The 14,514-nt window shown below is 52.8% G+C and carries 8 protein-coding genes; all 8 read left to right on the forward strand.

What is annotated here, in order from left to right; translation table 11 throughout:
- Window positions 1-199: 199 nt before the first annotated feature.
- The 8 genes from METLA_RS0104220 to METLA_RS0104255 all read left to right on the forward strand — a co-directional run bounded on the left by METLA_RS0104220 (window position 200) and on the right by METLA_RS0104255 (window position 14,509).
- Complete coding sequence (locus METLA_RS0104220; RefSeq protein WP_024297369.1) at window positions 200-2,566, forward strand: arylsulfatase; 2,367 nt, start codon at window positions 200-202, stop codon at window positions 2,564-2,566.
- 208 nt (window positions 2,567-2,774) lie between these two features.
- Window positions 2,775-4,307 carry a DUF1254 domain-containing protein gene (locus METLA_RS0104225; RefSeq protein WP_198408445.1) on the forward strand — a complete coding sequence of 511 codons (1,533 nt, stop codon included), beginning with the start codon at window positions 2,775-2,777 and terminating at the stop codon, window positions 4,305-4,307.
- Between the two features lie 90 nt (window positions 4,308-4,397).
- Window positions 4,398-5,843: a carbohydrate porin gene (locus tag METLA_RS0104230; RefSeq protein WP_084480058.1), complete on the forward strand. Its 1,446-nt coding sequence runs from the start codon at window positions 4,398-4,400 to the stop codon at window positions 5,841-5,843.
- 130 nt (window positions 5,844-5,973) lie between these two features.
- Entirely contained in the window at window positions 5,974-8,355 is a 2,382-nt protein-coding gene (locus METLA_RS0104235) for a tetratricopeptide repeat protein (protein ID WP_024297372.1), read from the forward strand.
- A 216-nt stretch (window positions 8,356-8,571) separates the two neighbouring features.
- Entirely contained in the window at window positions 8,572-10,239 is a 1,668-nt protein-coding gene (locus METLA_RS0104240) for a cytochrome P450 (protein ID WP_024297373.1), read from the forward strand.
- A gap of 16 nt (window positions 10,240-10,255) precedes the next feature.
- Window positions 10,256-10,825 (forward strand): nuclear transport factor 2 family protein, encoded by a 570-nt coding sequence (locus METLA_RS0104245; RefSeq protein ID WP_245598845.1) that lies wholly within the window; start codon window positions 10,256-10,258, stop codon window positions 10,823-10,825.
- A 79-nt stretch (window positions 10,826-10,904) separates the two neighbouring features.
- Window positions 10,905-13,148 (forward strand): terpene cyclase/mutase family protein, encoded by a 2,244-nt coding sequence (locus tag METLA_RS0104250; protein WP_024297375.1) that lies wholly within the window; start codon window positions 10,905-10,907, stop codon window positions 13,146-13,148.
- Window positions 13,145-14,509: an FAD-dependent monooxygenase gene (locus METLA_RS0104255; protein WP_245598727.1), complete on the forward strand. Its 1,365-nt coding sequence runs from the start codon at window positions 13,145-13,147 to the stop codon at window positions 14,507-14,509. Before METLA_RS0104250 ends, METLA_RS0104255 begins: the two co-directional genes overlap by 4 nt.
- The last annotated feature ends 5 nt before the right edge of the window (window positions 14,510-14,514 follow it).

The following is a 14,514-nucleotide window of genomic DNA, read 5'->3' on the forward strand; positions in this document are numbered from 1 at the left end:
ATCTGCATGCTCTGGAATATAGTGACACTCTGGAAAATGGAATAGAATCGTTGCAGAACAATGATGGATGGCCCCCCTAAAAATAACAAAACCCCTTAATTGAGCCAAAAAACGTAACAGCGGAATTGAATTGTGTCGAGTTCTAGATGACAGTAACTGAGCCGCGGCTTGGGAATTTTCTTAACCATACGGAAGAACAATGAAAAAAAATCTTATCGTGATTGTCACTTTAATGACTTTGTTTTTGGTCACTTTCGAAGTCTCCGCAGCCAAAAACGAAGCCAAGCAAAAGGAAGGCATCGATCGGACCGTATTGCCGATTGCGGAACCCGAAACCAGACCGATTTCCGAACTCGATGTTCGCAACGCCAAAGCGCCCCCGCGTTTCGAAGTGAAGGCGCCGAAGGGTGCGCCGAATGTGCTGCTGGTGCTGCTCGACGACCTGGGCTTTGCCGGTACCAGCACTTTCGGCGGACCGGTGAACACCCCCTCCTTCGAGCAAATTGCCAACGAGGGTTTGCGTTATAACAACTTTCACACCAACGCACTTTGTTCGCCGACCCGCGCCGCCATCAAGAGTGGTCGTAACCACCATGTCAACAACATGGGCGGCATCATCGAGATGGGTACTCAGTTTCCCGGCAACACCGGCCAGATTCCCAACAGCGTCGCACCGGTCGCCGAAATGTTGCGCCTCAACGGTTATGCGACCGCGGCATTCGGTAAATGGCATGAAACGGCCGCCTGGGAAGCCAGCATGGCGGGGCCGTTTGATCGCTGGCCGACCCGGCAGGGCTTCGACAAGTTTTACGGATTTCTGGGCGGCGAAACCAACCAGTGGGCACCGTTCATCTATGACGGCACCAAGCAGGTCGAATTGCCAAACAACCCCAACTACCATTTCATGACCGACATGACCGATCAGGCCGTATCCTGGATCAAGTATCAAAAGGCCCTGACGCCCGACAGACCGTTTTTTACCTATTTCGCGCCAGGTGCCGTGCATGCGCCGCATCACGTGCCCAAGGACTGGATAGCGGGCTGGCAGGGTAAGTTCGATCAGGGTTGGGACAAACTGCGCGAGGAAATTTTGGCTCGGCAAATCCAACGTGGCGTAGTGCCAGCGGGCACCCAGCTGGCGCCTAGACCGGAGGCGATTCCAGCCTGGGATACGCTGTCGGCCGACGAAAAACGCTTGTATGCGCGGCAGATGGAGGTATTTGCCGGTTTTATCGATATGACCGACCATGAAATCGGCCGGTTGATCAAGGCCATCGAAGACATTGGCCAACTCGATAACACCCTGGTGCTGTTCGTCTACGGTGACAACGGTACCAGCGCCGAAGGCGGTCGCAACGGCATGTTCAACGAATACACCTACTTCAATGGGGTTCCGGAACAGGTCGCCGACATGCTCAAGCATCTGGATCAGTGGGGCGGACCGGAAACCTATCCGCACATGGCCGCTGGCTGGGCCGTGGCGCTGGATACGCCGTATCAATGGACCAAACAGGTGGCATCCGATCACGGCGGCACCAAGGTCGGCATGGCGGTACGCTGGCCGAAAGGCATCAAGGCCAAGGGCGAGCAACGCACGCAATTTCACCATGTCATCGACATCGCACCAACCATTCTGGAAGCCGCCGGCCTGCCGGAGCCTAAAATAGTCAACGGCGTCAAACAGCGGCCGATAGATGGTGTCAGCATGCTTTACAGCTTCGACGATGCCAAAGCCAAAGAGCGCCATACCACCCAGTACTTCGAGATCATGGGAAACCGGGCCATCTATCATGAAGGTTGGTTTGCCCGCACCATACACCGGGCACCCTGGGAGAAACAAGTACGCCGTCCGTTGGCGGACGATATTTGGGAGTTGTACGACACCCGCACTGACTTTAGCCTGACACACGATCTGGCGGCGCAGAATCCCAAGAAACTCACGGAACTGCAAGCCTTGTTCTTGAAAGAGGCCAAGAAAAACAACGTGCTGCCGATCGACGATCGGACTCTTGAACGCATCAATGCGGATCTGGTGAATCGTCCCGACTTGATGGCGGGCCGCACCTCGCTGACCCTGGCCGAAGGCATGACCGGCATGAGCGAAAACGTGTTCATCAACGTCAAGAACAAGTCCAAAACCATCACCGCCGAGCTGGATATTCCGGAGGGTGGCGCCAATGGCGTGGTGCTGGCTCAAGGAGGCCGTTTTGGCGGCTGGTGCTTGTATCTGAAGGACGGTAAACCGGCTTACACCTATAACTATCTCAATCAGAACCAATACACCATCAGTTCAGCGGAAGCCTTGCCGAAAGGCAAAAGCAAACTGGTATTCGAGTTCGCCTACGATGGTGGTGGCTTGGGTAAGGGCGGTAACGGCACCTTGTCCGTCGATGGCCGCAAACTGGCCGAAGGCCGTATCGATAAAACCCAGCCGATGGCCTTCTCCGCCGACGAAACCGCGGATGTGGGCATCGATGACGCCACGCCGGTGGTAGCCGGAATCGGCCTGGGCGCTCAGACCCGCTTTACCGGCAAGATAGAGAAAGTGACGATCGAGGTGAAATAAGGTTGGGCCAAAATTACCTCTGGAATGACACATGGCATGTAGGGCGAATTCATTCGCCCCAACAAAGGAAAGCAGCTTGTGGGAGCGACGCCTACGTCGCGAATTGGAGTCTTTAGTCGCGACGTAGGCGTCGCTCCCACAACTTTCACACTAACTTGTTGGATTAGGTGTATCGGTGCGCGCCTGCTGCTAAACTATTGAATGACTCATGGAGCTTAATCTGATGATGCAAAAAACCAAACTAGCCACGGCAATTGCTGTGATGTGCGGACTGTCGGCGGGACCTGCGCTTGCCAAGCCGACCAAGCCAGCGCACTACAAGATGACCACGGAAATTCCGGCCGGCATTGCGATGCCGGATCAGGTTGACACGCGTTTGGGCACGCTCAAATTTTTTGATGGTTTTCCGGACGATGCCAGCGTCGAAAAGCTGTATGATAACCTGGATTTCCAGCGCGCGGTGCAGGCCTACCTGCTGGCCTTGCCGGCCGTCAGTCAGTTTGCCAATCGCAATGAGATACTCAAGTTGGGGCCGGCCAACACGACGGTGCCGATTTTCGAGAATCGCATGGATTCGAAGTCTTTATTTCTGACCCCCAATACCGAAACGCCGTACAGCTGGATGTGGCTGGATCTGAAGGATGGCCCGATCGTACTGGAGGCGCCGCCGAAGGTGCTGGGTGCACTCAACGACATGTGGTTTCGCTGGGTAGTCGACATTGGCCTTACCGGGCCGGATAAGGGCACAGGCGGCAAGTATCTGATTTTGCCGCCTGGCTATAGCGGTGAGGTCCCAGAGGGCTATATCGTCGTCAAGTCGCCCACCTTCAGTTTGTGGTCGCCATGGCGCAGTTTCGTGGTCGATGGCGATCCCAAGCCGGGCGTGGATCTGGTGAAACAGCATACCCGGGTTTATCGTCTGGCCGATGCGGCCAATCCCCCGCAGATGAACTTTGTCAATGTCTCCGGCAAGGATTTCAGCACGGTCGCCCCGGCGGATTACCAATTTTGGGAATATCTGAACCAGGTGGTGCAGCAAGAACCCAGCGAATCGCTCGATCCCGTCACGCTGGGCTACTACGCATCCATCGGTATTCAAAAAGGCAAGCCCTTTGCGCCGGACGCGCGCATGAAAAAAATCCTCACCGAAGCGGCTACCGTCGGCGACGCTACTGCCCGCGCCACTGCATTCAGGATGCGGCAGCAGGAAGCCTTTTATTACGAAGGCAGTTCCTGGCAACTCCCCTTCGTCGGTGGATACCAGTTTGAGACGCAACCTGGGGTACGCAACCTGGACGGCTACATTTTATACTACTTCATGGCCACCGGCGTCACGCCCGCGATGGAGTCGAAGATGGTCGGCCAAGGTTCGCAATACGCCTGGACCGCCAAGGATGCCAAAGGCAAGCCGCTCGATGGCGGCAAGCACTATAAATTACACCTGCCGCCGAATATTCCGATCAAAAACTTCTGGTCGGTGATTTTGTACGACAATCAGACCCGCTCCATGCTGCAGACCGATCAGCAGTTCCCCAGTATCAGCAGCCAGAACACGGATCTGGTGGTCAACGCCGACGGCTCGGTAGACATCTACTTCGGCCCCAAGGCGCCGCCCGGCAAAGTCAACTGGTTGCAAACCATTCCCGGCAAGGGCTGGAACACGATTCTGCGCCTGTACAGTCCGCTCGAGCCCTGGTTCGACAAGAGCTGGCGTCCGGGCGAGATTGAGCTGGTTAAGTAGCACACCTGGAAAAACCAAGCCGCGCCAACCAGCGAAGGCGAACTGCTGCTTTGGCGAGAATAGCTATTTCTAGACAATTGAGGAAATGTAATGATGAAGAGCATTAGTCTTTCAATGAATGTTGAACAGAATATTAGGATCAAAAGAGCGGCATTGAGTCTACTTGGCTCGGTTTTATTGATGGGTTTAGCCTCAAGCGCAAATGCACTCGGTCCCGTTGAAGTCCCGGAATCCTGGGGTGGAGATTTGGCCTCACGTCAGCGTTTAACCGGCGATTGGGGCGGCGTCAGGGATGAGATGGGCAAGAAAGGCGTGGTGTTGGACGCCAATATGGTGTTGCTGCCGGGCGGTATCGTAACCGGGGGCAGTGATATCGACGCCGAATTTTGGGGAAACGTCGATTACTCATTAAATCTGGATACCGATAAAATGGGGCTGTGGCCGGGCGGCTTCTTCAAGTTTGAAGGTGTTTCCAGCTTTGGAAATACCTTGCAAAACCAGTCCGGCGCTTTTATACCCATTAATGTGGCTTCGCTGTATCCCAGCTTCAACGAGGCAAGCAGCGGTCTGATGCAGGCGTCGTACACGCAGTTTTTGAGCCACCAGTTCGGCGTCATGATGGGGAAATTGAACCTGTTCGATTTTACCCCGGCCGAGTTCTACGGCGACTATCGCACCCAGTTCATGAATACGGGGCTGAACTTGTCCCTGGCCTATGCCATGGTGCCGATGTCTGCCTATGGCGGCGGCGTTGTTATCCTGCCGACGAAAGACATAACACTGATGGCTCTGGCGTTGGATGCCAGCGGCACACCGACGGAAAATGATATCAGCAAGGCTTTCGATGACGGGGTCACGCTTGTCAGTGCAGCTAAGTTCAATACCAAGCTGTTTGGGCTGGTCGGCCATCAGAGCGTGGGTGGCGTTTGGAGCGATAAGCCACGTTTCTCGCTTGTGCAAGACCCTGACAACTTCCGCCGCGCGCTTTTGAATGAGAGTTATCCCATCCTCGGCAACCCTGGCCCAGTCCTGGAGCGGATTATCAAAAAATTTTTTCCGGAAGCGCTGATTCCGATCGAGCCCCCTAATCGCAAGAACAGCACCTGGTCGGTCATCTACAGCTTCGATCAATATTTCTGGCAGCCCGACGGCGATCCTAAGCGCGGGATCGGTGTTTTCTTCAGTTTTGGCGCCACTGACGGCAACCCCAACCCCATTCAATACAGCTATATGATGGGGATTGGCGGAAAAGGCGTATTCTCCGGGCGACCGCACGACACTTTTGGCATCGGCTGGGCGCGCACGCAGTTTAGTGATCAGTTTGTGCCGTTGCTGCGTGAAAGACTGGGTCTGGGACTGGATCATGAAGATGCCATCGAGTTGTACTACACTGCGGCGGTCACACCTTGGTTGAATGTGAGCCCCAATCTTCAGGTCATCAATTCCGGCCTAAATAAAGCACTCAATAAAAATGACCAGTTGCAGGATACGGACACAGCCGTTGAGGTCAGCCTGCGCATGAATATCCTATTTTGAGCCTCTCACAGATACTTATCAGAGGGGGCAACAGCGTTTTGAATCATTTTTTAACTTCACAAGCGCCATCGGCATGCACTCATTTTTGAACCCATGCCGATAGGACTCTGCATCAAACTCTCCTATCCCGATGCCTCGACTTTTTCCAGCCGTTGCCAGCAAAAGCAAAACCTATTACCTCTTACTGCTGATATTGGTCCTGCTGGGATGTTTGGCGGGAGGTATTTACTGGGTCACTAACCCGCCGATCACCGAGAATCTATCGGTTTCTCCCGCGAAGAAACCCTCGCCTAACCTGCCTGATGCCCAAAAAAGCTATGTCGGCGCTGGCGAATGCCGGCAGTGTCATCAGGCCGAATTCGAAGCCTGGAAAGGTTCGCATCATGCGTTGGCGATGCAGGAAGCCAACGATCAAAGCGTGCTTGGCAACTTCAACAGCGTGAAATTCAAATACCACGGCGTGGAGTCGACCTTCTTCAAACAAGACGGTAAATTCACGGTGCATACCGAAGGACCGGACGGGAAATTGACCGATTATCCGATTGTTTATACCTTCGGCGTGACACCGTTACAGCAATACTTGATCGCATTCCCAGGCGGGCGCTTTCAAGCGCTGAGTATCGCCTGGGACAGTCGCCCCAAAGCCGAGGGCGGACAGCGTTGGTTTGATCTTTATCCGGATGAAAAGATCGACCCTAAAGACCCATTGCATTGGACGGGCCGTTATCAGAACTGGAACATGCAATGCGCCGAATGCCATTCGACGAATCTCAAGAAAGGCTACGATGCGGCAAGCGATACTTATAAAACCACGTTCAGCGAGATCAACGTCGCCTGCGAGTCATGTCACGGCCCTGCCTCCCTGCATGTCGAGTGGGCCAGACAAGCCCGGCCGCCTTATGCCGATGCCGACAAAGGTTTGTCGATCAGCCTGCAAAGCCACTGGCAGGATGCCTGGACGTTTCAGGATGGCGCGGCCAGGTTTGCGCAGCGTAACCAATCAGCGAGCGCGTCCCTGATGAACTCCTGTTGGGCCTGTCATGCCCGGCGCTCGACGTTGGTCGAAAACAGTTCGCCCGGTCTGCCGCTGGAAGACACCCATCGACCGTCCTTGTTGACCCCACCCACCTATCATGCCGATGGTCAGCAACGCGACGAGGATTACACCTGGGGCTCGTTCCGGCAGAGCAAGATGTTTCAGAACGGCGTAACCTGCATGGATTGTCATGAGCCGCATGCGCTCAAACTGCGCGCCGAAGGCAATGCCCTGTGCACGCGCTGCCACAACGCTGAAGCCTTCGATACCGAACAACATCATTTTCATCCGCGAAATTCCAAAGGCGCAGAGTGCGTCAACTGTCACGCGCCCGAACAGAATTACATGGTGATCGATGGCCGGCATGATCACAGCTTCCGGCTGCCGCGTCCGGATTTATCTCCACCATTGGGCAGCCCCAATGCCTGCACTCAATGTCATCAAAACCGCAAGCCGGAATGGGCCGCCGCTGCGATGGATAGTTGGTACGGCAAGCGCTGGCGAGATCGCCCGCATTACGGCACCGTGCTTCATGATGGCGCGGCACAAGGCATCAAATCCTTGCCGGCGCTAATCGAGCTGGCGCAAGACGCCAGTCAGCCGGCCCTTGTTCGGGCGACCGCGATCAAGCTCAGCGAGCCGCTGATGAATCCGGAACTGTTACTCACCGCCAGCAAATGGTTGAAGGATGCCGATCCATCGGTACGCACGGCGGCGCTCGGTCTCTACGAAGCCATTGATCCAGGGAGTCGGGTTTCGGCCGCAGCGCCGCTGCTCAACGATCCGGTGCGTGGCGTGCGTATCGAGGCAGCGCGCATCCTGGCTGATGTGCCGGAGAGTCAGTTTCCTTCCGATCAGATCAACGACCGAGCCTGCGCCCTGCAGGAATACCAAAACTATCTGACCTTGAATGCCGATTGGCCAGCGGAAAACGTCAATCAAGGCAATCTTCTGCTGCGGCAAGGTCAGTCCGATGCGGCCATCGCCGCTTATCAACGTGCCTTGCAACTCGATCCTCTGTTTGCCGGCGCCTACGTCAATCTCGCCGATGCTTATCGCGAATTAGGACAAGACAACGCAGGAGAAAAATACTTGCGGCAAGGTCTGGCGCTGTTGCCGCGCGCCGCCGATTTGCATCATGCCTTGGGCTTGCTGTTGGTGCGTAAACTCGATCAATCCGCCGCATTAGTTGAATTTGCCGAAGCCGCCAGACTCGCCCCGGAAAACGCCCGTTACGCCTACGTGTATGCCGTTGCCCTGCACTCGGCGGGCAAATCGAAGCAGGCCCTGGCCATATTGAAGGCTGCTGACAAACGCCATTCATTCAATCCGGATATTTTGAACGCCCTGATTTCGCTGCATCTGGAAGCGGGAGATCACAAAGCGGCGCTGGCGTATGCCCGAAAAGCCGCCGAGGTTTTGCCGGAAAACCCGCAACTGCGGACGCTAATCGAGCAGTTGACGACAGCAAAATGACCCTTTTTCTACTGAAGCTTCATGCTATTAAAACAATTACTATGGCTTGGTATGGTAGACGTTGATCATTCAGAAAGTTTGTACATTAGCCAGGCACCGCGTAAAATCGCAGGTTGCCCCGCCCCGCCTGTAGCATGCAAAGGATTATGCTCTTCGAGGAACTACGAGGATGTACCATGAGCGTTCCTGAATGCAATCCCCTATCCAGCTCGAATTATGAATACGACGACTACCGAAAAAAACGTTTCGCCTAGCAAAGCGCCGCCGAAAATGCCAGGTGCATTGCCGCTTTTAGGGCACATGCTCGCATTCGGTAAAAATCCTTTCGACTACATGATGACACTCCGTAAGACGCTGGGAGAGATCGGTGAATTCCGTATGTTTCATCAAAAAATGGTGCTGATGACCGGCCCTGAAGCGAATGAAGCTTTTTTCCGCGCGCCCGACGCTCAGCTGGATCAAAGCCAGGCGTATAAAATCATGACGCCTATTTTTGGCAAAGGCGTGGTTTTTGATGCGCCCCCGCATAAAAAAGACCAGCAGCTTAAAATGCTGATGCCGGTATTGCGCGATAAGCCGATGCGCGGTTACGCGCAAGTGATCGTCCGGGAAGTTGAGCAAATGATTGCCGACTGGGGCGATGCCGGCGAAATCGATTTGCTTGAGCTCATGAAAGAACTGACTATTTATACGTCCAGCCACTGTCTGCTCGGCGATGAGTTCCGTTACGAACTGAATGAAGAATTCGCGAAAATTTATCACGATCTTGAAAAAGGCGTGAACCCTCTGGCTTTTGTTTTTCCCTACCTGCCATTGCCGGTCTTTCGCCGCCGCGATAAAGCCCGCGCCAGGCTGCAAGAATTAGTCACCGGCATCATTGCCAAAAGGGCGCAGAAACCGGAAAAGAGTGAGGATGCGTTTCAATTATTGATCGATGCCCGCTATGACGACGGCAGCCGCTTATCTGCCCATGAAATAACCGGCATGCTGATCGGTACGATTTTCGCAGGCCATCACACCACCGCAGGGACGGCCGCCTGGACCTTGCTGGAATTGGCGCGCCGGCCCGAACAGATGCAGCGCGTGTTGAATGAACTGGATACACACTTCGGCGTCGATGGCGAAGTCACCTTTCAATCGTTACGCGAAACGCCGCTGCTCGAAAATGTGATCAAAGAAGTCTTGCGTCTGCATCCGCCGTTGATCTTTTTAATCCGTAAAGTGATGCAGGATTTTCACTTCAAAGGCTATACGGTCAAGGCCGGAAAATACGTTTGCGCCTCGCCGCGCGTATCGCATCGCCTCGCGGATGTTTTCCCGGACCCGGAAAAATTCGATCCTGAGCGCTATTCGGAAGCACGCCAGGAAGACGCCAAGCCTTTCAGCTGGATTGCCTTTGGCGGCGGTAAACATAAATGTTCAGGCAACGCTTTTGCGATGCTGCAACTCAAAGCCATTTTCAGCATTTTGTTGCGCCGCTATACCTTTGAACTGATCGACGACAAGGACGCTTATCAGGATGATTTCACCCAGATGGTGGTGCAACCCGTATCACCCTGTCGTGTTCGTTACATCAAACGCTTGGCCGTTAAAGAAGCCGCTGCCGAGTCGGCGAGAAATGCCGCGCAAGCCGGCGCGCATACTGGCCCTGGCTTTCAAATTAAAATCGACAGGGAGCTTTGCCAAGGCCACGCAACCTGCATGACTGAAGCGCCTGAACTCTTTCACGTAGACGATGCGGGCAACGTGACCGTTTTACAAGATAATCCGCCTTTAGATTTACTGACGAAAGCCCGGCAAGCCGAAAAATATTGCCCAAGCAAGGCAATTAAAATTGAACTGAATCAGAACCCAAAAGAGTCGAAGAATGGCCTCATATCCTAGAGCAGAATTGGAAGAAATGGTTGAACGTTGGCTGCAGGCGAATCGTGACGCTGAAAAAGAAGGCAACTGGCCTAAATATTTGGGGGCGATGTATACCGATGACGCAGAATATCGCTGGAATATCGGACCCAATGAAGAATTTGTCGCGCGCAGCCGCAAGGAGATAGAAGAATGGGCTTTAGGTGTGCAAATGGAAGGCTTCGAACAATGGCGCTATCCGTACCACCGCATTTTAATCGATGAAAAACAGGGGGAGGTGATTGGCTTGTGGCGCCAGGTGTCGCCTGCGCTAAGAGAGGATGGCACACATTATGAAGTCGCAGGCATTGGCGGCTCGTGGTTTCGTTACGGCGGCAATTATAAATGGGAGTGGCAACGTGATTTTTTTGATTTAGGCAATGTGAAAGCCCTGTTTTTTGAATTGGCCGCCGACGGCAAACTCGACCCGGCCGTCAAAAGAAAAATAGGCAAATTGGCTAAAGGTCAGTTACTGCCCGGCCATCAGCGTTTGCGCAAACCGCCCGGATTATTCAAAAAACTGAAAGGGTTGTTGGCCATGGTACGTATTGCCCTGTTTAATCAATGATTCCGAAACGCATGATACGCTTCTAACAAAGGATCGCATCTGTTGCTCAACACCGCTAAAAGGCACATCATAATAATCTATGCTGCATGTAAAACCCGCTTGGAAAAACTGGCAACTGCTCACAGAAAAGGGCCGGCACATTTGGGCATTCAAGTCCGGTTCGAACCCTATCGATACGCATCTACAAAATGCCGATGCCATCTCGGATGAAGAAATAGCACAATTTGCCGAAGATTTTCAGTTCGACAAATTCAATAACCCAAATTCTGCCGATAAGGTCTACCGGCACGCAGCGATTAACGCGAAGTTCCAGGAGTTTACCGGACAAATCCCGCAAGCAGAAAACCCCGAAGAGCAAACAGTCATCGAGGCGCTGATCAAGGGCATCAATTACTTTTCCACGCTTCAAAGTGAGGATGGTCATTGGCCGGGTGATTACGGCGGCCCGTTATTTCTGTTGCCAGGCCTGCTGATCGCTTCCTATCTTGCCGAGACGCCGTTTCCCAAAGCGCACCGGGAAATGATGAAGCTGTATTTATTCAATCATCAAAATAAGGATGCCGGCTGGGGCATGCATATTGAAGGCGAATCGACCATGTTCGGTACCGTGATGCAATATGTGTCATTGCGCCTTCTGGGAGTGGATAAAAATCATCAGCAACTGGTCGAAGCCAGAAATTGGATCAAAAGTCATGGCGGCGCAACCGGCATTCCTTCTTGGGGGAAGTTTTATCTGGCTGTTTTGAATCTGTATGACTGGCAAGGTTTTAACAGCCTGTTTCCGGAAATGTGGTTATTTCCGAAGTGGCTGCCGGTGCATCCCTGGCGCTATTGGTGCCACACGCGCATGGTTTACCTGCCGATGGCCTATTGCTATGCGCAGCGGATTAAGGCGCCCGAAAATGAACTGATTTTGTCGTTAAGAGAGGAAATTTATAACGAAGATTTCGCCGCTATTGATTGGCCGAAGCAGCGCAATGCGGTGTGCGAAAAAGATTGCTATACCACGCCGTCTCCGGTGCTGAAGTGGATGAACTTTTTTACCAATAACTATGAGAAATTCAAATGCTCTTGGTTGAGAAAAAAGTCTATAGACTATATTTTAAAGTATCTCCATGCGGAAGATCAGCAAACCCACTACATCAACATAGGCCCCGTCAATCAAGCGATTAATTCGATTTGTATGTGGCATGCTTGCGGCAAGGATTCCGAGCCATTTAAACGGCATGTGGCGCGCTGGTATGATTATTTATGGGTTGCCGAAGACGGCATGAAAATGAGTGGCTACAACGGTTCGCAGCTTTGGGATACCGCTTTTGCAACCCGCGCTATGCTGGAGAGTGACCTCGGCAAATTGTTTCCGGCGACGATTGCAAAAAGTTATCGCTTTATCGAACTCTCGCAAATCCAAAGCGAGCACTCGACGCATGCCGAGTTTTTCCGGCATCCGATGATCGGCAGTTGGCCCTTTTCAACCGCCGAAAACGGCTGGCCGGTTGCGGATTGCACGGCGGAAGGCTTAAGCGCCGCGTTAGCCGTTCATCATTCTGGCCTGATCAGACCGACGATCGATGCGACGCGTATTAAAAAGGCCGTTGATGTTATACTCTCTTACCAGAACGATGATGGCGGCTGGGCAACCTATGAATTGACGCGCGCGCCCAAGTGGCTGGAAAAGCTCAATCCTTCTGAAGTGTTTGCCGACATCATGATCGATTATTCCTGGACCGAATGTACGGCGGCCTGTGTGATTTCGTTACTCGAAATTCAGGAAACTGATCCCGCTTATAGAAGCAACGAAATTCGCCAAGCGATCAGCGCAGGACTCAATTTTATCCTTAAACAACAAAAGCCCGACGGTTCTTGGTATGGCGGCTGGGCGGTGTGTTTTACCTATGCGACTTGGTTCGGCGTGGAAGCGCTCAGCAAGGCCAAGGGTAAGGGATACTATGACGATGCGGCCTTAGCGGCCAGCATCAGCAAAGCCTGCGCCTTTTTAGTCGGTAAACAAAAAGCGGATGGCGGCTGGGGAGAAACGTTTAAATCCTGTTCAACCTTGGTTTACACCGAGGCCGAGACATCTCAAGTGGTTAATACCGCATGGGCGTTGCTGGCGCTGATGGCCGCTGAGTTTGGCGAAAAGGAAGTGATCGAAGCAGGCATCCAGGTATTGTTGAGTAGACAAAGCCGCATCGGCGATTGGCCGCAGGAAAGCATTTCCGGCGTTTTTAACTATAACTGCATGATCACCTATGCCAATTACAGGAATGCTTTTCCTATCTGGGCGTTGAACCGATACTACAGACGGACTATTCAGGGATGACCAATGAAGCAGCGCAGTTTAAAGCACTCGTATCCAGGGGGCTTAGTATGAAACCAGAGTTTGACATCTGCATTATCGGCGCCGGCATGGCGGGTGCCACCATTGCCGCTTATCTCGCACCCAAAGGCATCAAGATCGCGTTAATCGATCAGTGCTTTAAGGAAAAAAAGCGCATCGTCGGTGAATTGCTGCAACCCGGAGCGGTGCAGTCGCTTATGCAAATGGGGCTCGGGCAGTGTCTGGAGGGTTTTGATGCGCAGCCGGTTGAAGGTTATTCGCTGCTGAAAGGTGATGAAAAAATAACCGTTCCCTATCCGGATCACTTTAAAGGGACGGGTTTGCATAATGGCCGGTTGTTGCAGCGGATTAGAGCCTCGGCTCTGCAAAATGCATCGGTTAAACAAATAGACGGCAAGGCATTGCAACTGCTGGAAAATGAGCGGCAGGAAATAATCGGCGTGAGTTATAGGGAGTCACTCACGTCCGAGATAAAGACCATTCATGCGCCCTTAACCATTACCAGCGACGGGTTCTTTTCAAATTTTAGAGAGCATCTCAGCAATAATGAAAAAACCGTGACGTCTTACTTTATCGGGTTGATTTTAAAAGATTGTGAAATGCCTTTTCCGAAGCATGGCCATGTGTTTTTATCGGGACCGACGCCGTTCATTTGCTATCCCATTTCGAGCTTTGAAGTCAGGATTTTAATCGATTTTCCGGGTGGACAACTCCCCAGAAAATCGCTTCTGCAAGCGCATTTGGATGCGAACGTTACGCCTTATATTCCCGAAGGGATGCGCAGCAGCTATGAGCAGGCCTTGCAGGAAGAGGGATTTAAAGTCATGCCCAATCATTATATGGCGGCTAAACCGATCATCAGGAAAGGCGCGGTGATGTTGGGCGATGCGCTGAATATGCGCCACCCGTTAACCGGCGGCGGATTGACTGCGGTATTCTCGGATATACAGATATTGAGCGCCTATTTATTAGCGATGCCTGATTTCAATAATACCGATTTGATTCATCAAAAAATCGAAGCTTATTACAGGGACAGGAAGAAGGCCAATGCTAATCTTAATATTCTTGCGAACGCGCTATATGGGGTGATGTCGAATGACTTGCTTAAAACGGCTGTTTTCAAATACCTTCAGCGCGGCGGCGCCAACGCGCAGGAATCGATTGCTATCCTGGCCGGCTTAAACAAACATCATTTCTCTTTGATTAAACAGTTCTTTTCGGTGGCGGTGTTCGGCGCCTACGACGTGGTGCGAGAAAGTAGTGCGAACCTTCCCAAGGCCATAAAAATCCTCTCGGATGCGTTCACCATCATCAAGCCCTTGGCTAAAAATGAGCTTTGGTAGCTGAC

It is taken from the genome of Methylomicrobium lacus LW14, assembly GCF_000527095.1.
Lineage (GTDB): Bacteria > Pseudomonadota > Gammaproteobacteria > Methylococcales > Methylomonadaceae > Methylomicrobium > Methylomicrobium lacus.

Coding starts and splice junctions, on each gene's coding strand:
- METLA_RS0104220 (WP_024297369.1), top strand. CDS start 200: ATGAAAAAAAATCTTATCGTGATTGTCACTTTAATGACTTTGTTTTTG.
- METLA_RS0104225 (WP_198408445.1), top strand. CDS start 2,775: ATGGAGCTTAATCTGATGATGCAAAAAACCAAACTAGCCACGGCAATT.
- METLA_RS0104230 (WP_084480058.1), top strand. CDS start 4,398: ATGATGAAGAGCATTAGTCTTTCAATGAATGTTGAACAGAATATTAGG.
- METLA_RS0104235 (WP_024297372.1), top strand. CDS start 5,974: ATGCCTCGACTTTTTCCAGCCGTTGCCAGCAAAAGCAAAACCTATTAC.
- METLA_RS0104240 (WP_024297373.1), top strand. CDS start 8,572: ATGAATACGACGACTACCGAAAAAAACGTTTCGCCTAGCAAAGCGCCG.
- METLA_RS0104245 (WP_245598845.1), top strand. CDS start 10,256: ATGGTTGAACGTTGGCTGCAGGCGAATCGTGACGCTGAAAAAGAAGGC.
- METLA_RS0104250 (WP_024297375.1), top strand. CDS start 10,905: ATGCTGCATGTAAAACCCGCTTGGAAAAACTGGCAACTGCTCACAGAA.
- METLA_RS0104255 (WP_245598727.1), top strand. CDS start 13,145: ATGACCAATGAAGCAGCGCAGTTTAAAGCACTCGTATCCAGGGGGCTT.